The sequence below is a fragment of the Paracoccus versutus genome, assembly GCF_029909795.1.
Taxonomy (GTDB): Bacteria; Pseudomonadota; Alphaproteobacteria; order Rhodobacterales; family Rhodobacteraceae; genus Paracoccus; species Paracoccus versutus.
The window spans coordinates 663,371-688,457 of sequence record NZ_CP038197.1 but is presented as its reverse complement, the minus strand read 5'-3'; the positions used below and the strand labels follow the sequence as shown (position 1 = coordinate 688,457).

29 protein-coding genes are annotated in these 25,087 nt (G+C 63.8%); 14 read left to right on the top strand and 15 right to left on the bottom strand.

The window, feature by feature from the left end:
• Nucleotide 1 precedes the first annotated feature (1 nt).
• A complete protein-coding gene (locus tag E3U25_RS14450) occupies nt 2-634 on the top strand; it encodes a LysE family translocator (RefSeq protein WP_116222382.1) in 633 nt (210 codons plus the stop codon).
• 2 nt (nt 635-636) lie between these two features.
• Here the strand turns inward: E3U25_RS14450 and E3U25_RS14445 are convergent, their stop codons facing one another.
• A complete protein-coding gene (locus E3U25_RS14445; RefSeq protein WP_116222383.1) occupies nt 637-1,401 on the bottom strand; it encodes an AraC family transcriptional regulator in 765 nt (254 codons plus the stop codon).
• Nucleotides 1,402-1,492: 91 nt separating this feature from the next.
• Here E3U25_RS14445 and E3U25_RS14440 point away from each other — a divergent pair, with 91 nt between their 5' ends.
• The gene (locus E3U25_RS14440; protein WP_116222384.1) at nt 1,493-2,233 is read left to right on the top strand and encodes a sulfite exporter TauE/SafE family protein; all 741 of its coding nucleotides are present in this window, start codon (nt 1,493-1,495) and stop codon (nt 2,231-2,233) included.
• On the opposite strand, the gene E3U25_RS14435 is transcribed toward E3U25_RS14440, so the two are convergent.
• Complete coding sequence (locus E3U25_RS14435; RefSeq protein ID WP_116222385.1) at nt 2,224-3,126, bottom strand: aminotransferase class IV; 903 nt, start codon at nt 3,124-3,126, stop codon at nt 2,224-2,226. The genes E3U25_RS14440 and E3U25_RS14435 overlap by 10 nt on opposite strands.
• 141 nt (nt 3,127-3,267) lie before the next feature.
• Here E3U25_RS14435 and E3U25_RS14430 point away from each other — a divergent pair, with 141 nt between their 5' ends.
• Nucleotides 3,268-4,209 carry a LysR substrate-binding domain-containing protein gene (locus E3U25_RS14430; RefSeq protein ID WP_116222386.1) on the top strand — a complete coding sequence of 314 codons (942 nt, stop codon included), beginning with the start codon at nt 3,268-3,270 and terminating at the stop codon, nt 4,207-4,209.
• Nucleotides 4,210-4,677, top strand: coding sequence for a GNAT family N-acetyltransferase (locus tag E3U25_RS14425; protein WP_116222387.1), 468 nt, complete (start codon nt 4,210-4,212; stop codon nt 4,675-4,677).
• Here the strand turns inward: E3U25_RS14425 and E3U25_RS14420 are convergent.
• Genes E3U25_RS14420 through E3U25_RS14410 form a run of 3 tightly spaced genes read right to left on the bottom strand, consistent with a single transcriptional unit; the run spans nt 4,669 to nt 6,250 of the window.
• Nucleotides 4,669-5,142: a GNAT family N-acetyltransferase gene (locus tag E3U25_RS14420; RefSeq protein ID WP_116222388.1), complete on the bottom strand. Its 474-nt coding sequence runs from the start codon at nt 5,140-5,142 to the stop codon at nt 4,669-4,671. The genes E3U25_RS14425 and E3U25_RS14420 overlap by 9 nt on opposite strands.
• Nucleotides 5,136-5,735, bottom strand: coding sequence for a 2-hydroxychromene-2-carboxylate isomerase (locus E3U25_RS14415; protein ID WP_116222389.1), 600 nt, complete (start codon nt 5,733-5,735; stop codon nt 5,136-5,138). The genes E3U25_RS14420 and E3U25_RS14415 overlap by 7 nt, the downstream gene beginning before the upstream one ends.
• Complete coding sequence (locus tag E3U25_RS14410; RefSeq protein WP_116222390.1) at nt 5,732-6,250, bottom strand: cupin domain-containing protein; 519 nt, start codon at nt 6,248-6,250, stop codon at nt 5,732-5,734. Before E3U25_RS14410 ends, E3U25_RS14415 begins: the two co-directional genes overlap by 4 nt.
• Nucleotides 6,251-6,391: 141 nt before the next feature.
• Here E3U25_RS14410 and E3U25_RS14405 point away from each other — a divergent pair, with 141 nt between their 5' ends.
• Both E3U25_RS14405 and E3U25_RS14400 read left to right on the top strand, forming a co-directional pair.
• Nucleotides 6,392-7,369 (top strand): alpha/beta hydrolase family protein, encoded by a 978-nt coding sequence (locus tag E3U25_RS14405; RefSeq protein ID WP_116222391.1) that lies wholly within the window; start codon nt 6,392-6,394, stop codon nt 7,367-7,369.
• 28 nt (nt 7,370-7,397) lie between these two features.
• Complete coding sequence (locus tag E3U25_RS14400) at nt 7,398-7,943, top strand: AAA family ATPase (RefSeq protein WP_116222392.1); 546 nt, start codon at nt 7,398-7,400, stop codon at nt 7,941-7,943.
• Here the strand turns inward: E3U25_RS14400 and E3U25_RS14395 are convergent, their stop codons facing one another.
• The 6 genes from E3U25_RS14395 to E3U25_RS14370 all read right to left on the bottom strand — a co-directional run bounded on the left by E3U25_RS14395 (nt 7,944) and on the right by E3U25_RS14370 (nt 11,848).
• A complete protein-coding gene (locus E3U25_RS14395) occupies nt 7,944-8,819 on the bottom strand; it encodes a PhzF family phenazine biosynthesis protein (protein WP_116222393.1) in 876 nt (291 codons plus the stop codon). It lies immediately after the preceding gene.
• A 19-nt stretch (nt 8,820-8,838) separates the two neighbouring features.
• A complete protein-coding gene (locus E3U25_RS14390; RefSeq protein ID WP_116222394.1) occupies nt 8,839-9,384 on the bottom strand; it encodes a YbhB/YbcL family Raf kinase inhibitor-like protein in 546 nt (181 codons plus the stop codon).
• A gap of 90 nt (nt 9,385-9,474) precedes the next feature.
• Nucleotides 9,475-10,725, bottom strand: coding sequence for an MFS transporter (locus E3U25_RS14385; RefSeq protein WP_116222395.1), 1,251 nt, complete (start codon nt 10,723-10,725; stop codon nt 9,475-9,477).
• Nucleotides 10,718-10,975, bottom strand: coding sequence for a hypothetical protein (locus tag E3U25_RS14380; protein ID WP_147304531.1), 258 nt, complete (start codon nt 10,973-10,975; stop codon nt 10,718-10,720). The genes E3U25_RS14385 and E3U25_RS14380 overlap by 8 nt, the downstream gene beginning before the upstream one ends.
• A gap of 100 nt (nt 10,976-11,075) precedes the next feature.
• On the bottom strand, nt 11,076-11,474 hold the full coding sequence (locus E3U25_RS14375) for a cupin domain-containing protein (protein ID WP_208861615.1): 399 nt from the start codon (nt 11,472-11,474) through the stop codon (nt 11,076-11,078).
• The gene (locus E3U25_RS14370) at nt 11,471-11,848 is read right to left on the bottom strand and encodes a nuclear transport factor 2 family protein (RefSeq protein ID WP_116222468.1); all 378 of its coding nucleotides are present in this window, start codon (nt 11,846-11,848) and stop codon (nt 11,471-11,473) included. The genes E3U25_RS14375 and E3U25_RS14370 overlap by 4 nt, the downstream gene beginning before the upstream one ends.
• A gap of 158 nt (nt 11,849-12,006) precedes the next feature.
• Here E3U25_RS14370 and E3U25_RS14365 point away from each other — a divergent pair, with 158 nt between their 5' ends.
• Nucleotides 12,007-12,255: a hypothetical protein gene (locus tag E3U25_RS14365; protein WP_147304532.1), complete on the top strand. Its 249-nt coding sequence runs from the start codon at nt 12,007-12,009 to the stop codon at nt 12,253-12,255.
• Here the strand turns inward: E3U25_RS14365 and E3U25_RS14360 are convergent.
• The gene (locus tag E3U25_RS14360) at nt 12,252-12,713 is read right to left on the bottom strand and encodes a PaaI family thioesterase (protein WP_116222396.1); all 462 of its coding nucleotides are present in this window, start codon (nt 12,711-12,713) and stop codon (nt 12,252-12,254) included. The genes E3U25_RS14365 and E3U25_RS14360 overlap by 4 nt on opposite strands.
• 252 nt (nt 12,714-12,965) lie before the next feature.
• On the opposite strand from E3U25_RS14360, the gene E3U25_RS14355 reads away from it, so the two are divergent.
• The 6 genes from E3U25_RS14355 (at nt 12,966) to E3U25_RS14330 (ending at nt 21,097) form a co-directional block, all read left to right on the top strand.
• Nucleotides 12,966-14,393, top strand: coding sequence for an IS1182 family transposase (locus tag E3U25_RS14355; RefSeq protein ID WP_116222397.1), 1,428 nt, complete (start codon nt 12,966-12,968; stop codon nt 14,391-14,393).
• Nucleotides 14,394-14,434: 41 nt separating this feature from the next.
• Nucleotides 14,435-14,872 (top strand): IS66-like element accessory protein TnpA, encoded by a 438-nt coding sequence (tnpA, locus tag E3U25_RS14350; protein WP_244295007.1) that lies wholly within the window; start codon nt 14,435-14,437, stop codon nt 14,870-14,872.
• 20 nt (nt 14,873-14,892) lie between these two features.
• Complete coding sequence (tnpB, locus tag E3U25_RS14345) at nt 14,893-15,225, top strand: IS66 family insertion sequence element accessory protein TnpB (protein WP_208861546.1); 333 nt, start codon at nt 14,893-14,895, stop codon at nt 15,223-15,225.
• A 69-nt stretch (nt 15,226-15,294) separates the two neighbouring features.
• Nucleotides 15,295-16,860, top strand: coding sequence for an IS66 family transposase (tnpC, locus tag E3U25_RS14340; RefSeq protein WP_116221375.1), 1,566 nt, complete (start codon nt 15,295-15,297; stop codon nt 16,858-16,860).
• Between the two features lie 311 nt (nt 16,861-17,171).
• Nucleotides 17,172-20,123 (top strand): TrlF family AAA-like ATPase, encoded by a 2,952-nt coding sequence (locus E3U25_RS14335; RefSeq protein ID WP_116222398.1) that lies wholly within the window; start codon nt 17,172-17,174, stop codon nt 20,121-20,123.
• A gap of 59 nt (nt 20,124-20,182) precedes the next feature.
• On the top strand, nt 20,183-21,097 hold the full coding sequence (locus E3U25_RS14330; RefSeq protein WP_116222399.1) for a hypothetical protein: 915 nt from the start codon (nt 20,183-20,185) through the stop codon (nt 21,095-21,097).
• Between the two features lie 265 nt (nt 21,098-21,362).
• Here the strand turns inward: E3U25_RS14330 and pdxY are convergent, their stop codons facing one another.
• From pdxY to E3U25_RS14315, 3 genes are read right to left on the bottom strand one after another with little or no spacing between them, the layout of a single operon-like run.
• Complete coding sequence (pdxY, locus tag E3U25_RS14325; RefSeq protein ID WP_116222400.1) at nt 21,363-22,211, bottom strand: pyridoxal kinase; 849 nt, start codon at nt 22,209-22,211, stop codon at nt 21,363-21,365.
• A complete protein-coding gene (locus E3U25_RS14320) occupies nt 22,208-22,888 on the bottom strand; it encodes an MOSC domain-containing protein (protein ID WP_116222401.1) in 681 nt (226 codons plus the stop codon). The genes pdxY and E3U25_RS14320 overlap by 4 nt, the downstream gene beginning before the upstream one ends.
• Nucleotides 22,885-23,580, bottom strand: a complete 696-nt coding sequence (locus E3U25_RS14315) for a glutamine amidotransferase (RefSeq protein WP_116222402.1) — start codon at nt 23,578-23,580, stop codon at nt 22,885-22,887. The genes E3U25_RS14320 and E3U25_RS14315 overlap by 4 nt, the downstream gene beginning before the upstream one ends.
• 92 nt (nt 23,581-23,672) lie before the next feature.
• On the opposite strand from E3U25_RS14315, the gene pdxR reads away from it, so the two are divergent.
• Entirely contained in the window at nt 23,673-25,085 is a 1,413-nt protein-coding gene (gene pdxR, locus E3U25_RS14310; protein ID WP_116222403.1) for a MocR-like pyridoxine biosynthesis transcription factor PdxR, read from the top strand.
• Nucleotides 25,086-25,087: the final 2 nt, after the last annotated feature.

Genomic DNA, 25,087 nt, shown 5'->3' with positions numbered 1-25,087 from the left:
CATGGACGTTGCAACTGCATTGCTGAGCTTCTCCATTGCAGCGGCTTTGCTGACGATCACACCGGGGCTCGATACAGCCCTTGTTCTGCGGACGGCGGCGGTCGAGGGGCCGCGCCGGGCGATTCTGGCGGGGGCAGGGGTGGTGACCGGGGTGCTGGCATGGGGATTGATTGCGGCTTTGGGGCTCGGTGCTGTGCTGGCCGTGTCGGAACTGGCTTACCGTTGTCTTCAGCTTGCCGGCGCGGCCTACCTGATCTGGCTGGGTATCGGGATGTTGTGGGGGGCGTTCCGTGCGCGAGAGCCGGGGTTGCCGAGGGTCATGGCGCCTTCCGCACCGAATTGGTTCCTGCGCGGGGTGATGACTAACCTTCTTAACCCCAAGGTCGGCGTCTTCTATATCAGCTTCTTGCCGCAGTTTCTGCCCGTGGGCGTTCCGGTGGTGCCGTTCAGCGTTCTGCTCGCGGGGATACACGCGTCGATGGGGCTGATCTTCTTTGCAACGCTGACTGCCGCGACAGTACCGTTTCAGAATGCCCTGAACGGCCCCCGCCTGCCTCGCCTCCTCGACGGGATCACCGGCAGTGTCTTGATCGGGTTCGCCCTGCGATTGCTGACGGAGCGGCGCGTGGGATGACCTCAGCTCTCCATCCGACGCTGCAACTGACCAGGCGTGATCCCATGGGCGGCCTGAAAGGCGGCGACGAAGCCGCTCGCGGTGGCGTAGCCGGCGGCATGGGCTGCATGCTGCACGCTTTTGCCGACCATCAACGGGGCAATAGCGCGTGCCAACCGAAGATCTCGCATCCAGGTGGCCCAACTCTGCCCGGTGTCGCGACGAACGAGCCGTTGCATGCTGCGCCGCGACAGCGCCAGTGCCCCAGCCCAGTAGTCGAGCGATTGGTCGGCCCCATCGAGATGTGCCAGCGCGATCCGACGCAGGCGCGGGTCTGTGGGCAGGGGCAGCGTGGGCGCAGGGGTGGGGCGGGCAAGCCGGTCCCACAGCACGGCCGTCAGCCGGGCGAAAGCGGGCTCTTGCCGGTCGGCGCGGCTGGATCCTGCCAGGGCGCGGAGAAGTTCGGCTTCCAGCGCCTCGAGAGGGAAAGGCGTGGGGTCCTTGGGCAGCGGCGCCGCGGCGGGCCGGGTGTAGAGGCTGACCGATTTCCGTGCGCCCTCGGCCCGGATGCGGTGGCGGTGCGTCGGTGGAAGCCAGATCGCCATGCCGGGAGAGAGAAGATGCAGCCTGCATCCTGTCTCGACAGTCACCGGCCGGTCCGGGCACCAGGCGAGCTGCCCGCGCCAGTGCGCATGCGTCTCTGGCATGGTGCCGGGTGTGAAGCTCGTGATACTGCCGATCACTGGACTTCCATCCTCGGCAAATCCGCCAATCTCGTCGCGCTGCATGTTGGCACCTCCGGGGTATCATCTGGCACCGGTCCGACACAATTTTCCAGCCCCTCTGTCAGGATCGCGCGGAGGTGGAGCGGAGGACCGGATGGATATGGCGACAATAGCGCTGCTCACGGGCGCGGGGCTGCTCGGCGGGCTGTGCAATGCGATCGCGGGCGGCGGCACTTTCTTTACCTTCCCGGCGCTGCTGGCCGTGGGGCTGCCGCCGGTGACGGCGGGCGCAACCAGCGCAGTCGCGATCTGGCCCGGCCATGCGGCCAGCCTGATTGGCGAAGGTGCGGTGCTGCGGCAGGAACTGATTGCGCGGCCCGGGCGCGTCGCGGTGTTTGCGCTGGCGTCGGCGGCGGGGGCCGGGCTGTTGCTGCTGTCGGGAGATGCGCTGTTCCGGCAGTTGGTCCCCTGGCTGCTGCTCTTCGCGACGCTGCTGTTTGCTGCGGGGCCCTGGCTCAACCGCTGGCTCGCCCGCCACGGGGTGTCGATCGGGCCAGTCAGCGCCGCGTGCGCCGAGGGGGGCGTGGCCCTTTATGGTGGCTACTTTGGGGCAGGGCTGGGGGTGCTGCTGCTCGCGCTGCTGACCGTGACGGGGGACGACGATCTGAAGCGGCTGAACGTGGTCAAGAATGCTCTGGCAACGCTCGCGACCAGTATCGCCGTCCTGATCTTCACCTTTGGCGGCGCGGTCGCCTGGGGTCCGGCTGCCCTGGTCTTCCTGGGGGCGACGGCAGGTGGTGTCATCGGTGGCCGGCTGGCGCGCCGGGTGAAGCCGCAACTCCTGCGCGTCGCGATCGTCTGCCTCGGCCTGTTGCTGGTCTGGCACTACGCGTGAGCCCGGGTCGAGGCGCGGAACGCCTCGCGCAGGGCCTTGGTAATCCGCCCCACGGGCCATGTGCTGTGCTTGCCGGGGCGGTCGAGCGAGACCACGGGACGAAGCTCGACCGACGTGCCCGTGACGAAGACCTCGTCCGCTGCATCCAGATCGTCGAGGCTGACGGTTCCTTCATGAACCGACAGGCCGAGGCCACGCGCAAGGTCGAAGACATGGCGCTTGGTCAGGCTGTCGAGAAAGCATGTGGGAAGGGGAGACAGAAGCCTGCCGTCCCGGACGAGGACGATGTTCGTGACCGTGGTTTCGGCGACATGGCCTGCCATATCCAGCATGAGGGCATCGTCATGTCCGCTACGGGCGGCTGCGGCTCGCGACAAGGTTCCGGTCATGTAGAGGCCCGAGCATTTCGACGCCGTCGGCGCCGTATCGGGCGCGGGGCGCCGCCAATCCGACAGAACCAGGCGCAATTCGCTTGTGCCGTCTCCGAGGGCGGTTTCCACCGGCCAGTCCCAGGCCGCGATGGCGGTATGGATCCGGCACCCCTGTGCGGAAACGGTGACGCTTTCGCTGCCGCGCCAGGCGATCGGCCGAACATAGGCGTCCTTCAGTCCGCCGGCCCAAAGCACGGCCTCGGCCGCGGCCTGAAGATCATCGACCAGCCATGGCAGCGTGTATCCGAGAAGCTCGGCCGAGCGCTGCAGGCGCCGGAAATGTTCCTTGCCCAGAAACAGGCGACCGTCATAGGCGCGGATTCCTTCGAAGACCGCGCCGCCGTTGTGCAGAGAGTGCGTCAGAACATGCAGCGTCGCCTCACCGGACGGCAGAAGCGTCCCGTCGAACCAGACGGGACTCGCCAAATCGACGAGCGGGACCTTCACGGCTTCGGTCAGCATTCGGGATCTCCCTTTTCGCGGATGATGGGACGATCTTCGGGTTCAGGAGCCGGGCAGGCGAGTGAGCAGTTTTCAGGCGCTGATGAGAAAGCGTCGTTCGCGTGGTGCCGGTTATCGGCGATAGTCGGTTTGTGAGGATCTATGGATAAACAAGTACCCTTTCGGCTGAATGTGCCCCTGAATGCCCTGCGAGCCTTCGAGGCTGCGGCGCGCCATCTCTCGATCAAGGAGGCGGCGCTGGAACTTGGCGTAACGCCATCGGCCGTCAGCCACCAGTTGCGCGGGCTTGAGGATGCGCTCGGCCTGACATTGATGCGACGGGTCGGCCCGGCGCTCGAACTGACAGAGGCCGGAGCGAGACTGGCGCCCGATCTGAGCGAGGGGTTTTCCCGGATCATCGAAGCGGTCGGCGGCCTCAGACAGGATCGCAACGCGGGCCCCTTGCGGCTGTCAATGCTGCCGACTTTCGCGGCCCATTGGTTCTCGCCCCGGCTCACGCGCTACCCGTTCGAGCGCAACGGCTTCGATCTGCTGATATCCACGACACAGGAGGCTGTGGATCTGTCTGCCGGAGTGGCCGATGCGGCGGTGCGGCACGGGCAGGGCCAATGGGATGGGTTGCAGGCGGACCTGCTGTTCGAAGAAACCGTGAGCCTGTTCGGTGCGCCACCCCTGGCCAAGGATGACCCCGACGAAATGCGGGCGCAGATATCGGGCATGACCCTGTTTCTCTCGCAGTATCGGAAAGAGAACTACGCGCGATGGAACGCGACGTTGCCGGGCGGGCCGATCCGGCCTGCTGCGGTGATGATGGTCGATTCCGCCGGGCTGGCGCTGCGCGCGGCCATGGACGGGGCAGGGGTGGCTCTGGCAGGCGTGGAGATCGCCGCCTTCGATGTCAGCGCCGGGCGGTTGACGCAGCTCTTTCCACATTGGGCTCATACGGGCGGAGGCTACTTCCTCGTTTATCCGGAGGCGCTGGCCAGGGACCGTCGCGTGCGCAATTTGAGCCGCTGGATGGTCGAGGCCTCGGCCGGGGAAAGGACCCTCGCGCAAAGGCAACTGGAGCCGGGAGCGAATTGAATGCATCGTATTGAAGCGGCGGCGCTCGAGATCCGGCGACTTGAGGAAAACGACCGCGTGGCATGGGAAGACCTCTGGCAAGAGAACCTGGACCATTTCGCGGCGCCTGATCGAGCCCGGGCGGACATGCCCGTCATCTGGCAGCGCCTCATGGATCAAGCTGCGCCGCTTCTCGGCTGGCTGGTTCTCCTGCAGGGGCGGGCCGCCGGGCTGGCGCATGTGATCCTTCGCCAGCACAGCTTCAGCACAGCCCAGATCGCGATCCTGGAAGATCTCTGGATCGCACCTTTCGCGAGGCGTCACGGGCTGGCGGAACGGCTTGTCGAGCGACTGGTTCTGGAGGGGCGCGCGCAGGGCTGGCGCCGCATCGAATGGGAAACCGGCGATGAGAACCTCATTGCGCAGCGGCTCTATGACCGGATTGCCTCGCTCGATCCGGTCAAGCGCTACCGGATCGACCTAGATTGAGCGGGGTTGGCTCAGCTCGATCCGAAAACTGTCCCATGGTGCGGGATCGGCGATCGACAGATACAACCGTTTCGCCGTCAGATTGTCCTGCGGCACCAGCCAGCGCAGATGGGTCCAGCCGCGTGCGGTACCGATCTCGGTTAACTGGCCAATCAGAGCGCGGGCAAGGCCGCTTCCCCGGGCCTCTGGCATAACGAAGAGGTCGTCGAGCTGACCGGCACGGCTTCCTGAGATGATCTCGGGCAAGTCGAAGGCCAGCGCGAAGCCGGCAAGCGCGCCGCCATGATCCGCCCCGAGAAGCAGCAGACCCGGCTCGCTGCCGACCCCCTCGATCAGAGGTGTGGCCTGTTCCGGCGTCATTGCCTCTGCCGGTCCGCTCATGGCTCTCCGATAGGCCGTCATCAGATCGGCAAGGCGCGGAGCGTCCGCGGCGGACAGGCAGCGGATCGCCGGTGCGGTCACCATCCGCCGATCCTGACCCACTCTGCCATCATCTCCATGCGGTCCCAGCCCCAGAAAGGCTCTTCATCGACGATGAAGAAGGGAGATCCGAAGACGCCCCGTGCCACCGCATCTTCGCCGATCCTCCGGACTTTTTCTTTCAGGGCAGGGTCGGCGATGCCGGCCAGAAGGGCCCCGGGCTTAAGGCCGAACTCCGGGGCGAGCCGCGAGACGGCTTCGGGTGAGGCGGTGTCGAGACTGTCGTTGAAATACAAGGTGAAGACCCTCTTCGCGAAGGCGGCCGCAAGTTCAGGGCGCTGTGTTTCAACCCAGTAGAAGGCGCGCGTTGCCGCCAGGGCGACATGGGGATGGTTGGCGGGCAGCTGGAAGGTCAGTCCTTGGTGCCGTGCGATACGCGCCCAGTCGCGTCGCGCATAGTCGCGTTTCAGCGGCGTCGACGACAGTCCGCGTGCCCCTGTCACCTTGTAAGCGGTGCCCAGCATGTAGGGTCGCCAGAGCACGGTCCGACCCAGGTCTGCCGCGATGGCCTCAATCCGCTGCGCAGCGAAGAAGGCATAGCCGGACGAGAAGTCGAACCAGAACTCGACGGGGCTCATGGCTCTTCGCCTTCCCAGTAATCGACCGCATCCGCCGTCCTGAAGGAGCTGGCAACCCGACGCTTTGCCTTGTCACCTCCGGGCGCGGCGCCCGCGAAGACTGTCAGCTTGCCGCTGTCGGGATAGGCCATCACATCAGGCTCTCGCATGGTGCTGACCGCGACATATCGCAAAGGTTCAGTGCCGGTTGCGATCAACTGATGGGCCGTTTCGGCGCCACCCGCAGGGCAGACCGCCACCATGCCGGCTGCGACCGGGTACCGGTCGGGGCCGAACCGCAGTTCGCCGGTGCCCGAGAGAATGATGAACATCTCGTCATTGGCATGATGGGCATGGAAGGGCCAGGCTGCTTTGCCGGGCGGAACCTCCACCAGCCTTGCCCCCAGATGCGTCGCACCGAGTGGGGCGGCAATGGCCGCCATGGCGGCATGAAAGCGGGTGCCATAGCTCTGTGGCGACAGGTCCAGATCGTCGAGCGTGACGACGGGGCTGCGTGGCATGCGATCCTGGGTCATTTCGGTGCCCTCCTGCGAGAAGAGAGCGCCAATCCGACCGGTCCCGCAATTGAATTGGCTTCAGGTGAGCCGTAGCAAAGCTCATTTGGCGTGCTTTCCCTTTCAAAGGAAGCTGTTCTCGTATTGTCGGACCTGAGACGAATGTGGACACCAATGCTTTATCGCTGGAGACCTGACGCTCCGCCATCGCGGCCGAACCCTGAAAGGCCGGCGTCGACGATGCCCGCCGAACGCTTCGAGGTGGCGGCTGAAGACGGGTATCCGATCAGGGGTGGGATCTGGCACGCAGACACCGGCCCTGTCGTCGTGCTTCATGCCGCGACGGCGGTTCAGGCGCGCTATTACGCACGATTCGCGTCCTGGTTGTCCGGGCAGGGGGCGACGGTCCTGACCTTCGACTATCGCGGGATTGGTGAGTCCCGCTCCACGCCGGTGAAGGATTTGCAGGCGGGATGGGTCGATTGGGGCGTCCTCGATGCTGAGGCGGTGCTTGCCTATGCTGGCAGGCGCTGGCCGGATCGTGCGCTCTGCGCCGTGGGCCATTCAATCGGCGGCTTCGCCCTGGGGTTGGCGCGCACCTCGGATCGGCTGGATCGGATCGTGACGGTTGGCGCGCAATTCGCCTACTGGCGCGATTACGATCCCCGCCAGCGGCGTGCGATGTATCTGAAATGGCATCTCTTCATGCCCGCCGTGACGCAGCTCTTCGGCTATTTTCCCGGGGCACGGCTTGGATGGCTCGAGGATGTGCCGCGCGGCGTGGTGCGCGACTGGAGCCGGATGGGGCCGAGGTTCGAGTCGAGTGTCTGCTCCGCTTTGGACCCAACAGACCTTGCATCGCGTCATGGCGCCACCCGGGCGCGGCTCCTGGCCATCGGGTTGACAGATGATCCGTTCTGCACCGAAGCTGCGGGCCAGCGATTGCTCGACTACTATTCCAGGGCGGATCGAACCCATCTGCGGATCGCGCCCTTGGATATCGCGGTGCCCGAGATCGGGCATTTCGCATTCTTCCACGCCCGTTTCGAACAGACGCTCTGGCCGCTTGCCGCCGCATGGTTGCTTTCCGGTCGACTGCCCAAGGATGCTCCGGGGCAGATCGTCTTTCCGACAGGCTGAATGCAGGTTTCTTTCCAGCAGGATCACTATGAACGATCGACTTTTTGTTATTACCGGCGGCCCGGGATCGGGCAAGACTACGCTTCTGTCCGCATTGGCGCGGCATGGTCTCGCAACAATGCCCGAAGCCGGGCGCGCGGTCATTCAGGATCAGACCCGGATTGGCGGGACAGGGTGGCACGGTCAGGACCGGCAGCTTTTTGCAGAGCTCATGCTCGGCTGGGAGATGCGCTCGTGGCACGAGGCGCAGGGGACCGACGGTCCGGTGGTCTTCGATCGCGGCATTCCCGATGTGATCGGTTATCTTCAGCTCTATGTGGGAGAGGCGCCCTCACATGTTCACGCGGCGGCCGAGCTCTACCGGTATCGCCCGACGGTCTTTCTTGCGCCGCCCTGGCCCGAGATCTTCGGTCAGGATGCGCAGCGCGGGCAGGATTTCGACGAGGCGGTTGCGACGGCAGAGGCAATGGAGCAGGCCTATGCCATGGCGGGATATGACCTGCTGCCGCTGCCTTTGGCCACGGTCGAGGCGCGGGTCGATTTTGTTCTGGAGGTTTTGGATCAGTCCATCTGATCAGGACGCGTCACCCAGATCCAGTTCGCCCCGCAGGACGATACAGGCGGCCCCGCCGATGGTGATCCGCAGCCCTTCGGCTGTCGTATCCCAGCCCGCGTGAACCAGCCCGCGCCGGCCCATCTCGACCCCTTGCTCCGACAGGTAACCACCCCGAGGTACCGCGTCGCGATGCGTGGCGATCCACGCAGCAATGGCACCATTGCCAGACCCACAAACAGGATCCTCGGCCACGCCCTCACCCGGAGCGAAGGTGCGTACACGCAGGCGCGGCGCGGCCCCGGACCCGCTGTCCGCAAAGACCGTGAGCCCTGCCGCGCCGAGCCCATGGCAGATCCGCTCGATCCGGCCGAGGTCGGGTCGCAGGCCAGCCAGTGCCTGGAGGTCGTGCAGCTCAAGCAACAGCCATGGAACCCCCGTTGAGACGATCTGATGCGGGCTGTCCGCGAGCATGTCGAGCGGAAGGCAGATCGCCTCGGCAAGTTCAGCTTTGGTGACCGGCACATCGCGGATTTGGGGCGTTGCCTGCGTCATCGTGTAAAGGTCGTCTTCGAGGCGGATCGGAACCAGTCCGATGCCGCATTCCTGCGTCAGGCTTTGGGGCGTTCTGCTTTGCTCGCCGCAAAACGCATGGGCGGCGGCGATGGTCGGATGACCGGCGAAGGGCAGTTCGCGCACCGGGGTAAAAATGCGGGCACGATAGTCCGCATCACCGGTCGGGCGAAGCAGGAACACGGTCTCGGAGAGGTTCATCTCGCGCGCGATGCGTTGCATGATCTCGGTGGACAAGTCATCGGCGTCGAAGACCACCGCCGCCGGATTGCCGAGCAAGGGGCGGTCCGAAAAGGCATCGATCTGAAGCATGCGTTTCTTCATGGTCGTTAAGTCCTTGCTTTCAGCGCCCGTAGCGCGCTGTCAGTGTCACACTGCCGAGGCTGTGCGCGTGGATCATGTAGCCGGCGAGGGCGGGCATGGCGCTGGCGTCTAACCCCAGGCTCGGCACGTCGATTGCATAGACGGTGAACTCGTAGCGATGAGGGACTGCGCCCTCAGGCGGGCAGGGGCCGCCGTAGCCGGGTTGCCCGAAATCCGTCAGGGCCTCGACCAGAGGGGCGGGCAGGTAGCCGGAGGCGCCCGCGAGCATCGCCCGTGTGTGCGCCGGAATATCCAGAACGATCCAGTGCCACCAACCGCTGCCGGTCGGGGCGTCTGGGTCGTAGACCGTAATCGCGAAGCTCTGCGTTCCTGCGGGCGGGTCATTCCAGACCAGGTGCGGGGATTGGTTGAGCCCCTCGCACCCCATGGTCGAGTTCACCAATTCCATGCGGATCGTTTCACCCTCCCGCAGGTCGCGGCTGTCCAGATCGAACGCGTGAGCGACAACGGGAACGGCGGCGAGCGCCATTGAGATCAGGGCAGTACGGCTTAGGTTCATCATCATGAATGTCTCTCCTCGACTTCCATGATTTGACGGTATTCCAATGTGTTAGATACGGCGATTGAGAAGCTTTCAGGGGCCCGGTAGAAATGATCACCGAACCTTGTCCAGACTCAGGGCGCGACCTTGATGCAGAGCCATCCACGCCAGAGCGATGGCTTGCAGACCGGCGATCAGCACGATGAACGCCACATGGGCGGACGAAATGCTCCACCCAAGCCGAACCAAAGTCTCGATGCCTGCGCCGATACCGCCCTGCATCAAGAAGCCGGTGAGGACGGCGCCGAGATTGAGCATGGCGATAGCGCGGCCGGACACTGCGTCGGGTAGCAGCCGGACCAAAAGCGCGTAGGCAAGGATGGGACCCGCGGTGAACAGCCCGTAGCCAGCCCAAAGGATGGTCTGCAGGGACGCGCCTGCACCGGCAATCGCGAGCTGACACAGAACAAAGCCAAGCGTCAGGGCGAACGTCAGGTGGAACAGGTGCCGGTCGGTGCGGGCGATCCGATCGGCGAGCAGGCCGAAGCCGAATTGCCCCAAGATGACGGCAAGGGAGAGCGCCATCAGGATACCCGCTGCCGCAGTCGACGGGAGGTCAATCGCGTCGCGTAGCCAGACCCCGGCCCAGAGCCCCTGATAGGCGACCCAGGCTCCCTGACAGAGGGCCGAAGCCGGTGCGATGGTGAGAAAGGCGGGGTGCGTGAGGACACCACGCAGTCCCTTCACAGCCGGTTCCAGCCCCGCAGGGGCGGCTCGTTCCCTCGTCTGGGGCGGAACCACCGCGGCGATGATCAATGCAATGGTGGCAGTGACGCCGGCGAGACCCAGAAAAATTTCGCGCCAGCCGATTTGGCGTAGCAGCCATTCGGTCGGGCTGGTGGCCGCCAGGGAACCAAGGCCGGCCGCTGCAATCGTGATGGCGTTTACCAAGGGCAGGCGCTCCCTCGGCCACCACAGGGTGTTCGCCTTGTAGGCGCCGGTCCAGCAAGCGGAAAGCCCGAGACCGATCATGAAACGCGCCAGGATGAGCATGCTGGCTGTTTGTGCCCCGGCGAAGAGCGCGGATGCGACGACAGCCAGGAAGAGCGTAGTCACCAGCACGCGTTTCGGCCCGAACCTGTCCAGGGCCTGACCGACGAACAGTTGCGAGCCGGCCAGTGCGCCAAGGAAGGCGGAGGTCATCATGCCCATGGTTGCAGGTTCAAGCTGAAACTCGGCCGTGAGACGAGGCTCCAGAACAGCGTTCACATTTCGAAAGAGTTCGGAGAGCAGGTAGGCGAAGGTGAATGGCAGAGAGACGAAGACGATGCGGCGCAACGGGGACAATTGGGCTGGGTCAGTCATGCGCGTGGCCGGACCAGATGCAGCAGTCGTCCCTCAGGGAGTATACCCGCCCAAGGTTGTCGGTTTGCTCGGCACGATCCTGAATGGAGCCCGTTTCGCCAGATCGGTGAGGATAAGAGACGAAGGACAGAAATGTCAGCAGGATGGCCGTGACCCAAAGAAGTGCAAGTCGTTGAAGACCCGACAGGCCGGGTGTCGGTGTCTCGCCAAAGACGGCGCTCAAGGATTTTCTCAGATCATTGATGTTCATGGCATCTGGCATCCGCTCTTTGTCTCAAGTGCTAGCCGGGAGCCGCCTCCACGCCGATTGAGAAGGTCTCAACCGAGCGGGAGATTTTGTCCGGGGCGGGCTAGAGCCAATACATCGGATGGTGTGCTACATCCGCCGGGACGGTCGACCGGTCTTCGACCGGATACCGGTCGCCGGCCGTATCAGGGGCGGAGACGAGCAGGATGCGCAGGTCTTCGGCCCCGTTGTTCTGTACCAAATGTCCCAGGCCCGGGGGGATTTCCAGGGCCTCTCCTGCCTTGGCCAATAGGATACGACCCGGGACCTTGATCGTCAGTTCCCCGGCAAGGACATAGAAGATCTGGCGAGAGACCCGATGATAATGTGGTGCTTCGGCACCGCCGGACGGCAGGCGCTCTTCGCGCAGTGAAAGTTCGGGGCGATCGACCAGTCTCCAGCCGTCACAGCCGTTACCCCAGGGGTAATGGTTCGCGGCTGACGCGCGCAGGGGGCCTGTCATTCCTCGGACCCGTAATAGGCTTCGCCCAGAAACTGAACACCATCCCGAAACCGCATGTGTTCGCAGGCATGCCTGACCCGACCGCGGGCTCGCGACACATAGAAAACCGTCACGGATTGCGCCTCTTCGTCAACGGCAGTTCCGCTCAGCTCGAAATGAAGATCGGGCACGCGTGCCAAGGCGTCGGTCCAGTACTGCCGCAGGGCGTCCTTCCCAATGATCTGGGCGTCACCCGCCACCTGCTTGGCGAGAGGGCTGATGAAGACGGAGTCTTCGGCGAACGGCGCGAGAACCGTCTCCACGTCATGCGCGTTCCAGGCGGCGATCCAATGCCTGGCATGGGTTTCAAGGTCAGTGCGGGAAAGTCTTGTCATTATTCCGGTCTCCTTCTCCGTCCGCTTTAGCGGTCGGGGCTGACTGTCGTGCCGCAGCATGGCTGCTCGCAATTGAGGAATCTTCCGGTGGTCCTGAGGATTTCGCGGCGACAATCCCAGAGAGGAATTCTCAATATCCGCTGAAGGATCCGAAATTCATGGCTCTGGGCACGGGGTGCATTCTCTGGGGGAAGACACCGGAGGTGACCATGAACCCGCGATGCACGGCAAATCCAACGCAAGAGCGCGACAAAGATGGTCTCGCATCACGCGCGGCTCGGCTGCCGCGCCGTTTTCGGGCCTTTTACCGCTTGAGCGACGCGGAATTGATGGATCTGGGATTGGACCGCCAAAATCTGCCGATCTTCAATCCTGTTCAGGCCATTCGCCGAGAAGACCTGTTCTAGCGCGAAGCGGGCAGGTCTGGCGTGTCATGCAAGCAGATCAAGGTTTGCATCCCCGCCGCGACATGTTTGCGGCGATCTCCATCAACGCCCCATACATCGAGCTGACAGATGGTCAGTGTGCGACCATTCTTGATCACGCGGCCGACAGCCTCGAGATAATCTCCTTGCGCCGGGCTGATCAGGTTCAGTTTGAACTCGACCGTCAGGACTGAACTGCCTTCGGGGAAGAGGGTGAACCCAGCGTAACCGCCTGCGCTGTCGGCGATGGCCGATGTCCCGCCGGCATGGAAGTAGCCATGCTGTTGCGTGAGTTCTGGACGGAACGGCAGTCGCAGCGTGACAAGCCCCGCGCGCACATCCGTCATTTCGGCCCCGAGATGCGCCATAAGCCCCTGTCTTGCAAAGCTTTCGCGCGCTCTAATGATGACTTCCTCAGAAATTGGATCGCCGACCTGCATAGCTTTTCCCCCACATCTTGGCCGGGGAAGTATGCATAAGGCATAGGTCTCGGCGCGTGAGGAATTCTCAGTCTCAACTGAATGTTAGGCGCCGGAGCAGAGCTTTGTGCTGCCCTGGGCTGCCTACGATTGGCGATTCAGGGCCGCCAAGAGTTCCATTGCCGTCACCGCTAGAGGCTCTGGCACGAAGGGCGGAGATTGTGTAAAAACTCCTTTTTTATGCTACACTTCCGCATGGTCGGGAGGCTTGGCATGTCGGGTTTCATCGAGGGCGTGAACCGGGATCAGACGACGCTTTTCCCGGAGCGTCTGGAGGACTGGATCGGCGAAGATAACCTTGTCCGTGTCGTCGATCTCTTCGTCGATGAGCTCGACCTTGCCGCCCTTGGCTTTCATCGCCATGCGGCCGCACGGACGGGACGGCCGGGCTATCATCCGGCGGTGCTTCTGAAACTGTTCATCTACGGCTATCTGAACCGTATTCCTTCCAGTCGGCGCCTCGAGCGTGAGGCAGGGCGCAATGTCGAGGCGATGTGGCTGACCGGGCGGCTGGTGCCCGACCACAAGACCATCGCCGATTTCCGGCGCGAGAACGGCCCGGCCATTCGCCGGACCTGTGCCGAGTTCGTGGAACTCTGCCGCCGGATCGGCGTGCTGAGGGGCGACTGCGTTGCCGTGGACGGCAGCAAGTTCAAGGCTGTCAACAATCGCGACCGGAACTTCACCAAGGCGAAGATCGCCAGCCGCCTGGCGCATCTGGAGCAGGAGGTTGGTCGCTATATCGAGGAGGCCGAGCGGGCGGATCGGCAGGAAACCGGCGAGGCACGCACGGAAAAGATAGCCCATCTGACCAGCCGTTATCACCGCGTCCGGCTGGAAATGGACCGCATGGTGAGGTTGCGCCGGGAACTGGCAACGACACCGGACGGGCAGATATCACTGACGGATCCGGACGCCCGTGCCATGGCGACGCGGGCGCAGCACAGCGGCCATGTCGGCTATAACGTGCAAAGCGTTGTCGATACCGAGACCCATCTGATCGTGACGCATGAGGTCACCAATCAGGGCCATGATCGTGATCAGCTCGCCTCCATGGCGGGTGTAGCAAAGACTGCCCTCCGGCGCGACGACCTGCATATCCTGGCCGACAAAGGCTATTTCAGCGGTGGCGAGATACTCGCCTGCCACGAGCAGGGCATCACGGCAACGGTGCCGCGGCCAGACACGTCCGGGAGCCGGGTGCATGGACGCTATGTGAAGGCGGACTTCGGCTATGATCCCGACAAAGACATCTATCGCTGCCCGGCCGGCGAGGTATTGAGTTATCGGTCCACGGTCGAGCAGCAGGGCCTGCAGATGCGCCGCTACTGGACCACGGCCTGCCCTGACTGCCCGTTGCGCAACCGCTGCACGACGAACACCCTGCGCCGGATCGGTCGCTGGGAACATGAGCATCTGGTGGAGGCGGCCGACGCCCGCCGACGGGACGCCTCGGCCCCGATGAGGATCCGGCGCTCGACGGTCGAGCACCCGTTCGGCACGATCAAGGCCTGGATGGGGCACACCCATTTCCTGACACGAAGGCTGGCAAACGTCCGCACGGAAATGGCGCTGAATGTCCTTGCCTACAATATCAAGCGTAAGCGCGACGCTGATCCCCTCCTGCCGCTGGTGATCTGAACGGGCCAATCTCCGTGCGCATGAAGGTCGGAGGTGTTGGCTTGGAACGAGACGGCAAAATGGGCGGCCATTTGGACGGTTTCTCGGATGGTGGGGTTTCGCGGCTGGAAGTGATCGAGGGGCCGACCGGGCGTCAGCGACGCACGAAGGCGGAGCGGGCGCGGATTGCGGCGGAGAGCTTGGTGCCGGGAGCGTCGGTGACCGATGTCGCGCGGCGGCACGGGACGACGCGCTGGCAGGTTTATGACTGGCGGAAGAAGCTACGGGACGGACAGCTTGTCGTGCCCGAGAGCGTGGCGGCACTGCCGATGTTTGCAGAACTGGTCGTCGAGGGCGCCGCAGCGGAGATGCCGGCAGAGACGGAGGCCAGCACCGGCGTGGAGATCGTTGTGGGTGATGTCGTGATCCGCGTCGGCGCAGATACCGATGAGGTTCTGCTTACGCGGTCGATCCGGGCGGCGCGGGCGTCGAGGTCATGATGCTCGGTCAGGGCGGGCCGGTGAAGGTTTATGTGGCGATGCGCCCGGTGGACTTCCGCAAGGGGATCGACGGGCTTGCGCTGGCGGTTCAGGAGATGTTCGGGCTCGACCCGTTCAGCGGGGCGGTCTTCGTGTTCCGGGCCAAGCGTGCGGAGCGCATCAAGCTCCTGGTCTGGGATCAGACCGGAATGGTGCTGGTTCACAAGCGCCTCGAAGGTGGCAAGTTTGTCTGGCCGCAGGTGCGGGACGGGGTGATGCGGATGTCCTCGGCGCAGCTGGCGGCGCTGTTCGAGGGGTTGGACTGGAGACTGGTAAGACCCGAGCGGGTGCGCCGCCCGCTGGTTGCAGGGTAAGTGCGTCCGATGCACTGGAGGCCCTGTTTTTACTGGCCAGAACAGCATCAGCATGATTCACTTCGAGGCATGGATGCCGACACTCTCAGCCGCGAGAACGCTCATTTGAAGGCCCGCCTCGCGGAGGTTGAGGCAGCGCTCGCGGAGGTGCAGGAGGCCAACCGCCGGCTGGAGGGTATCCTGCGCGCCTCGCAGCGCGAGCGCTTTGGCAAGAGTTCCGAGAAGTTGTCACCCGACCAGTTCAATTTGCCGCTCGAGGACGCCGAACTGGCCCAGGGCGTGCTTGAGGCCGCACAGGAGAAGACTGAAGCCGCGCTGCAACGGGCGCGAGGGGAAGAACCTCGCAAGCCCGCGCGCAACCGTGGGCATCTGCCGGCGCATCTGCCCCGGGTCGAGCGCGTGATCGAGCCCGCCAGCACCCTTTGCCCCTGCGGTTGTGGTGAGATGGCCCGGATCGGGGAAGACATCTCCGAGCGTCTCGACGTGATCCCGGCGCAGTTCCAGGTTCTGGTGACGTGCCGCCCCAGATATGCCTGTCGCCGCTGCTCGCAGGCCGTAGTGCAGACGCATGCCCCCGAGCATGTCGTGCCGGGCGGCCTGCCCACCGAGCGGCTGATCGCATGGATCATCGTCTCCAAGTTCGGCGACCACCTTCCATTTTACCGCCAGGCGGGGATCTTCGAGCGACAGGGACTCCACCTCGACCGCGGCACACTCGGCAATTGGGTCGGCCGCGCCTGCTTCCACCTGATGCCCGTGATCGACCACATGAAGGCCAATCTGCGCGCCGCCGACCGGATCTTCGTCGACGAGACCCGCGCGCCGATTCTGGATCCGGGCCGGAAGGCCACCAAGAGCGGCTACTTCTGGGCCGTCGTATCCGACGATCGCGGGCATGGTGGTGCCGGACCGCCCATCGTGCTGTTCCACTACGCTCCCGGTCGGGGACGGGAACATCCGCTTAGGTTCCTGGCCGGATACCGCGGCCGGTTCCTGCAATGCGACGCCTACCAATCCTACAACGCGCTGACCGAGATCACGCGCGATGAGGGGCCGTGGCAGCTGGTCTATTGCTGGACCCACGTCCGCCGCCGCTTCGTCAAGCGCTTCGAGAGCGACGGCTCGCCCATCGCCGAGGAGATGCTGCGCCGGATCGCGGTCCTATACGGGGTCGAGAAGGCCGTCCGCGGCAAGGATCCTGCCACCCGGCTGACTGCCCGGCGCGAGCATTCCGCCCCCATAATCGCCGCGCTGAAACCCTGGCTCGAGGCCCAGCTCTCCCGCATCCCGCAGAAATCCCAGCTCGCCGAGGACATCCGCTACACCCTCGCACACTGGCCGGGCCTGATCCGCTTCCTCGACGATGGCACGCTGGAGCTCGACACCAACCCGGTCGAGAACCAGATCCGCCCCATCGCCCTGACCCGCAAGAACGCCCTCTTCGCGGGCAACGAGAACGGAGCCGAAAACTGGGCCATGCTCGCCTCGCTCGTCGCAACCTGCAAGCTGTCCGGCGTGAACCCCGTCGACTACCTCGCCGATACCCTCCGGGCCATCCTCGACGGACACCCCAGATCCCGCATCGAGGACCTCATGCCCTGGTGCTACGTCCAGACGTCAAGCCTCGCTGCATAGGGCCACGTCGTCGCGCTTACTATCAAGCGCATGGTCTCCCTGATCGGCATCCGCGGGGTGATGGCGGCAATCCCGGGCTGAGCCGCCAGGGCATGGTGAGTTCCGGCAGCCAAGACGAAAAGCACCTGCTCCCAGGCAAGGAGCTCATAAGTCACTGCGACCGAAGGAAGTTTTTACACAGTCTCGGCGGGAAGCGGACTTGCGGCACTGCAGCAAGGTGGGCACAACTTGACCGTCCCCAATCTCACCCTGATGGTGTGTTTGCTGGACCGACTTAACGCGACGGCCAACCGTATTGGGAGGATGCTTCATTGGAGTTTTTGTCGAGAGGATCTGAATGGCATCGATGGGAGCCGCATATTCACGCTCCCGGGACCATCCTGAATGATCAGTTTCCGGCGAATGGTTGGGAAGACTATCTTTCAGCGCTCGAGGCAGCCTCGCCGAGCTTGCGCGCCATCGGAATTACCGACTACTGCGTGACCCGATCCTATGAGCGGGTTCTCGAACACAAGAAGAGCGGTCGTTTACCAGACTGCGACCTCCTCTTTCCCAACATCGAGCTTCGTCTCAACACCGGCACGGTGAAGGGGCATTTTGTCAATATCCATCTTCTGGTCTGCCCCGACGACCCGAACCATGTCGATGAGCTCAATCGTTTCCTTGGCCGCCTCACATTCTCGACATCCCGCGACAAGTTCGCCTGTACGCCTTCCGATCTCATGCGGCTGGGCCGTCATGCCGACCCAAACAAGACAGCCGATGCGGACGCCCTTCAGCATGGATGCACTCAGTTCAAGGTATCCCTCGACAATCTGATGGAAGCGCACCGGATGGACTGGGCGAGCGAGAATATCGTCATCGCCGTGTCGGGAAATGCAGACGGGACGTCCGGTGTTAGGGAGGCGGCCGACGCCGTTCTCCGCGAGGAGATCGAAAAAGCTGCCCATGCGATCTTTGCCAGTAGTCTAAAACAGAGGGACTTTTGGCTGGGACACGGAAAGGCCACCGAAGAGGAATTACGAGAGCGCTATGGCGGCTGCAAACCCTGCATCTGGGGCTCGGACGCACACGATATGGACCACGTGGCTCGACCGGCGGAAGACCGCTTTTGCTGGATCAAAGGCAAGCCGAGCTTCGACACACTGCGGCAGGCCCATTTGGACCCCGAACGGGCGTATGTAGCACCATACCCGCCCTCTTGGGCCACACCCTCACAGATCATCGACGAAGTCGTCATCTCGAATGCACCATGGGCGAAAACTCCGCATGTACGTCTTAATCCCGGTCTAGTTGCCATCATCGGAGCCCGAGGGTCGGGAAAGACGGCCTTGGCCGACATCATCGCGGCGGGGTGTGACTCTTACGATCACAATTCGGAACACCCATCATTTCTTGACCGTGCCGCCGAGCACCTCGATGGAGCGGAAGTCACGCTTTCCTGGGGAAATGGCGATCCCATGACACGGAGCCTCGATTCTCCGGTAAATTGGTCTTCGGACGCTTATCCGCGGGCGCGCTACTTGTCGCAGCAGTTCGTTGAGCATCTGTGCTCAAACGATGGCATGCCGTCCCTAATTGACGAAATCGAACGAGTGATCTTCGAAGCCCATCCAACTCTGGAAAGGGACGGAGCAATTAACTTTCAAGAGCTACTCGACCTGCGCGCATGCGAATTTCGCGACGCACGCATTCGGGAAGAAGAGGCCCTCGCGAACATATCGGATCAGATCGGCGTCGAGCTCGATAAGTCGCGCCAGGTTGCGCCTATCAGGTCGCAGATCGAGGAAAAGAAGAAGTTGATCGCCCGCTATCAGAGGGACCGAGAAGCACTGCTGCCAAAGGGCCCGAGCAAGATCGCAGAAAGGCTACAGGATCTCATCAACGCCGCGGACAAGGTGCGCGGATACATCAGATATTTCGCAAACCAGCAGTCGGCGATTACCGGTATCAAGGCGGAAATACAGGATTTGCGGCAGAACAAAGCCCCGGATACGCTGCGCTCCATGCGCGAACAACACCAGCGCGCCAAGTTCGAAGACGACGATTGGAAACGGTTCCTATTGACTTACACCGGGGATGTCGATGCAGTCGTGACGGATAAGGCGAAACAGGCGGCAACGAGCATGGAAGGGTGGCGCGGCGCGACCCCGAGTGCACCAGTCGATGAGACCGGGTCCTTTCTCCGTCCTGGCGATGCTCCCGAGAAGACGCCTTTGGCAACGCTCGAAGCGGAAATTGCGCGGATTGAAAAGATTGTCGCTGCAGACAATGAAACCGCCAAGAAGCTTGCGGCCGTAAGCAAGCGGATTGCTGAAGAGAACACCGTTCTTCAGAGCCTTGAGGAAAAGCTCAAGGACTTCGACGGCGCGCGAGACAGGGCGAACGCATTGGTGGCGGATCGTGAGGCAGGATATGTCCGCGTTTTCGACGCAGTGGTTGCCGAAGAACGCGTCCTCAACGAGCTCTATGCTCCATTGATGGTGAAACTGCAGGACTCAGGCGGCACGCTCGCCAAACTTTCCTTCTCGGTCAGCCGTGTCGTTGACGTCGCGGGCTGGGCCAAGCGAGGAGAGAAGGACCTTTTCGACCTGCGTGGGGGTCCTTTCAAAGGCATTGGTTCTCTTGAACGGGAAGCAACCGAAATGCTCGGAACTGCCTGGGCGAGCGGTGACTCGGCTGCGGTATCGGGAGCGATGCAGGCCTTTCGCGCCAAATTTCAGGACATGCTTCTTGCAAACGCGCCAGTCGAGAAGTCGGATCAGACCAACTACCGGCCATGGTCGAAGCGGTTCGCTCATTGGCTTTACAGTACGGATCATATCTCGATCGAATACGGCATTCGGTACGATGGGATTGACCTGAAGAAACTCTCTCCCGGTACGCGGGGGATAGTTCTTGTGCTCCTCTATCTTGCACTCGATGACTCCGAAGATTGCCCATTGATTATCGATCAGCCCGAAGAGAACCTTGACCCGAAATCGATTTTTGATGAGCTCGTGCCCTTGTTTCTGGCTGCAAAACGAAGGCGCCAGGTAATCATGGTCACGCACAACGCGAATTTGGTCATCAACACCGACGCGGACCAGATCATCGTCGCCGAGGTCAGCGCCCATGATGGCACCGGCTTGCCTTCGATCACATACCAGGCAGGCGGCCTCGACGAGGCTGAGATCAGACGGATGGCTTGTGAGATTCTCGAGGGTGGAGACCGCGCATTTCAGGATCGCGCGCGCCGGCTACGGATCGCGCTGCGTCGATAGTCGCATGCCCGTTTCGTTGAGGCGGCAGGCGTTGGGAATATGGAAACTGTTGGAGCGTCATGGGAGAGAGAATAACCCGCAGAAATTTGAAGAACGGGATCTTCGCTTTCATCGATCTTCTCGGGTTCTCCGATCGAGTGAAGCAAATAAAGACAGATGAAGATCTGCGAAAACTCGACGCTGATGTCGTTTTCGTTCAGAGGGAATTCGAGCACAAATCTTCGGACGACTTTGTCCGCAGGTCGCAAAAAATCGTGGGCAAGCGAGTTCTGGCGTTTTCAGATTGTATCGTCATATCGGTGCCGCTCCACTCCGAGCTGGCCAAATTGCAGGGTACGTTTGATGTGTTGATGAGCGAGCTGACGAGCCTTGCGATCGCGCAAGGGGATTGCGTACAGCGCGGCATTTTTCTCCGTGGCGGCGTCGACCTCGGATATTGGCTTCATCGGAAGGACACGTTGATCAGCCCAGCCATGGTGAACGCTTACGGACTTGAACACGAAGCCTGTGTTCCCATGATCGCGATCACCCCCGCGCTATATAAATACCTCTCCAAACATCCGGACCGGGGCTACTACAGCAAAGACATTGAGCCGTTTTCAAAGGTATTCAAGCTGTACCGCAAACTGCCCAACGGCAAGACTCATTGGTTCATCAACTACCTTCGTATCTGTCTGGAGTCAGTGGAGCCCGTGATCGTGGGTGACGACCGGGAGCGCTATCTTTCAGCGGATGCAGACGGCCGGGAGCGCATGCGGACTGAGCTATGGCAGTCGGCATGCAGCGAATGGGCACTGAGCCACGGCCGGATCATTGCCGAAGCACACGCAAAAGCCACGGTCGCCAGCGTACGTTTGAAGTACGAGTGGCTGGCCAGCTATCACAACGCAGAGGTCAAACGGTTCTTCGGAAAGAGGGCCAAGCCACTTTTGATCGAAGAAAATTTGAGCAAGCCACAAAGGATTGGCAAATAGGCGAAGAGTGTTGTCATGCTGACCAAGGCGCGCATTAGGGCCGGATGTCACCATCGGAGCGCTGCGTTGCGGCGCAGCGTTTCGAATGATCTTCCGCTATCGGCCGGAGGCGTAGATATTCAAGCGTGCAGAATCCTCCTTGCGCTGAATAAGTTCCCACCGGGTTTCATACGGATTTTAGCAGTCCGTCCGCACCCTGAACGGCGCAGGTCAGGTCACTCTATGTGCAGGCCTGATCAGGCGACGATGTCCGCGTCACCCGGCCTCAGCCGGACCCAAGCGAAAGCAGCGCGCGACGAAATTCCGGCTCGCTTAGCACAACCTCGCCCGCACCAAGCGCCTCGGCGTGGCTGAGGGCGCGGGCGGTTAGGGTCTGGGCGGTCTCGATGGCGCGGGGCAGGGCAAGGCCCCGCCCGATGCCCGCGACCACAAGCCCAGCGAAGAGATCGCCGGTGCCGGGCAGGGCGATCGGCAGGCGCTTGGTCGGGTGGCGGCTGAGGTCCTCGGGGCCCAAGAGCACCGTCTCGAGTTGCCCGGGGCCGGTGTCGTCGAGCACGCAGCCGGTGGCGATCAGATGCGCTTCGGGCGCGATGTGCAGCGCCTCGCGCGCGGCCTGAAGATCCGCCAGAGTGCGGATCTGCTGCCCGGTGAGCCAGGCGAGTTCGAAGGGGTTCGGCGTGGCGATGTCGGCCATCGGCAGCAACCGGTCGCGCATTACGCCAGCGATGGCTTCGGGGGCATAGAGGCCGGGACCGGTGTCGCCCATCACCGGGTCGCAGATGTACCGCAGGCTCGGGTTCGTGGCCTTCGCCTCGGCTACGAAATCCGCCACCATCTCGGCCACGTCGAGCGAGCCGATATAGCCGGTGAGGATGTAATCCACCCGCTCGGGGAGACCGCGTTCGCGAGCGCCTTGCAGCAGATCGGAAGAGAATTCGGGCGGCAGGGCGCGGCCGCGCAGGGTCGGGTAATCGGGTGTATTCGAGAAGACCACGGTGGGGATCGCCGCCACTTCGAGGCCTGCCGCCTGCATCGGGAAGAGCGCTGCGGAATTGCCCACATGGCCGAAGACCACCTGGCTCTGGATGGAAATGACGAAAGGGGGGGCTTTCATGCGGAGCCGTCCAGTCTTGCGCTCCAATCCTCGACCCGGCGGCTTTCCAACCGCCGGAGCGCGTATTTGCGCCAGCCCTCGGCCAGGACATCGAGCGCGGCGATGCCTTCGAGTTCTTGCAGGTTCATCCGGTCCACGTAAAGCGCGTGCCAGAGCCGTCGCAAGCTCCAGTCCGGCGCCAGCCGGTCGATCAGGTCCAGCCGGTCGCCGGGGGCGACCTCGCCCGGCTCGAGCACCCGGTAGTACCACCCGGTGCGTCCGGTCTGCTGCACCCGCCGCGCCATGTCCGGCACGCCGAAGCGGTGGTTGAGCTTCCAGCAGGGCTGGCGCCCCTGCGAGACCTGGATCAGCGCGTCGCCCAGCCGGAATGAATCGCCGACGGCGACCTCCGCTTCGGTGAGCCCGGCGGTCGAGATATTCTCGCCGAACCCGCCGGGAGCGGTCAGCGCCGGAAGGTCACCGAGTTCCGCGCGCCAGTCGCTGTAATGATCGAGCGGATAGTGATGCACGGCCTTCTCGACGCCGCCATGTACGCGCCGGTCGGCCTGTTCGTCGCCTTCGAACCCCTCGGGGCCAAGCGTCAGCGGGTGGGTGACCGGCGTCTTGCCGATCCCGCTCAGCGTGTCGCATCCGGGCAGGGGAGCGGCGCGACCTGTCAGGAGTGTGACGGGCCTCATTCATCCAACCCCCGCAGCCATTGTTTCAGCATGGCCTGACCGGCGGTCCGCAGGGCCGGGCCATGTGCCCTGGCGTCCTGCCGGAGCGCCTCCGGGGCAATCCCCGCCTGCGCCAGCTCTGCGCTATGGCCGATTAGCCAGCGTTCGAAATCCGGCAGCATCCCGGCCTCGGGGTGGAATTGCAGGCCGAGAATGTTGCGGCCCCGGGCGAATCCCTGTGTTTCGCAGCCGGGGGTCGCGGCGAGGCGCTCGGTTCCGGCGGGCAGGTCGAAGCCCTCGCCATGCCAGTGCAGGACCGGGATGTTCGAGAGGTGGGCAAGCGGGCCGGCCCGGCCTGGCGCGGTTAGGGTCAGAGGCGCGAAGCCGATCTCCTTCTCGGCAATGGGCGCGACACGGGCTCCGAGGACCGCGGCCATGAGCTGTGCGCCGAGGCAAATGCCGAGGGTCGGGCGATCCGCCGCCAGCCTCATGGCCAGCCAGTTCCGCTCCTCTGTCATGCAAGGATAGGCGGCGCCGTCATTCACGCCGATCGGGCCACCCAGCACCACGACCAGGTCCGGTTCCAGCGGATCGGGCAGTGGGTCCACAGCTGCTTCAACGTCTTGGAGCTGATAGCCGGCGTCCCTCAGAACCGGGGCAAAGGACCCGAGGTCTTCAAAGGCCAGGTGGCGCAGGATCAGGGCGGATTTCATCGTCGGAGCCTCTTGCGTTTTTCGCCTCTGTCGCAAAATACTGGCCTATGCAAAAGTGCCAGTATGAAAGATTGTGATAGCCGGTTTCCGATATGCGCGAGCCTCTTGCCCTTGAGATGGAGCCGGGCCACGACGGCCCGCTTTTCATCGCCATTGCCGAGGCGATCACCCGTGACATCACCCGCGGACGCCTGAAGCCCGGGGCGCGGCTGCCCGGCACGCGGGCGCTGGCGCGCGAGCTGGGGGTCCATCGCAATACGGTGGATGCCGCCTATCAGGAGCTGCTGACCCAGGGCTGGCTGCACGCGGAACCGGCGCGGGGCACCTTCGTGGCGCAGGATCTGCCGCAGGGGATGATGGTCCGCAGACCCGTGCCCACGCCGATGGACCCGTTGGCACCACGCGCGGGGCTCGCCTTCACCGACGGTGCGCCGGACCCCAAGCTGGTGCCCGACAAGGCGCTGGCCCGGGCCTTTCGCCGGGCGCTGCTGTCGCCCGCCTTCCGCGCCGGGGCCGATTACGGCGATGCGCGTGGCACGCCCGCGCTGCGCGAGGCACTGGCAGTCTATCTCGCCACGGACCGGGGCGTGGTGGCGGACTCGTCGCGGCTGCTGATCGCGCGGGGCAGCCAGATGGCGCTGTTCCTGGCTGTACGGGCGGCGCTGTCGCCGGGCGAGGTCATTGCCGTCGAGGAACCGGGCTATCCGCTGGCCTGGGAAGCGTTCCGCGCAGCGGGGGCAGAGGTGCGGGGCGTGCCGGTGGATGGCGGCGGCCTGCGTATCGACGCGTTGGAGGCTGTGCTGGCTCGCGATCCGCGCATCCGGGCGGTCTATGTCACGCCGCATCACCAATACCCGACCACGGTGACCATGGGCGCGGCGCGGCGGTTGCAACTGCTGGAGCTGGCGCAGCGCCATGGGCTCACGCTCATCGAGGACGATTACGACCACGAGTACCGCTTCGAGGGCCGCCCGGTGCTGCCGTTGGCCGCCCGCGCGCCTGAGGGTTTGCCGCTGATCTATGTGGGCTCGCTGTCGAAACTGCTCTCGCCGGGCATCCGGCTGGGCTATGCGCTGGCGCCCGAGCCGTTGTTGACCCGCATGGCCGAGGCGCGGGCCGCCATCGACCGGCAGGGCGACGCGCCGCTGGAGGCGGCGCTGGCGGAACTGATCCGCGACGGCGATCTGGGCCGTCACGCCCGGAAAGCGCGGCGGGTCTACCGGGCGCGGCGGGATCTGCTGGCGGCGCTGCTGGGCGAATGCCTCGCCGGGCGGGCGACATTCGATCTGCCCGCCGGGGGGCTCGCGCTGTGGCTGCGTTGCGAGGGTAGGTCCGCCGAGGCCTGGGCCAAAGCCGCGGGGCAGGCGGGACTGGCGCTGCTGCCGGGTACGCGCTTTGCGCTGGAGGGCCCGGCGCCGCAGGCCTTCCGGCTGGGCTATGCGGCGCTGGACGAAGGGCAGATCTCCCGGGCGGTGGAGATCCTCGCCCGAAGCGTTCCGGGCTGAGC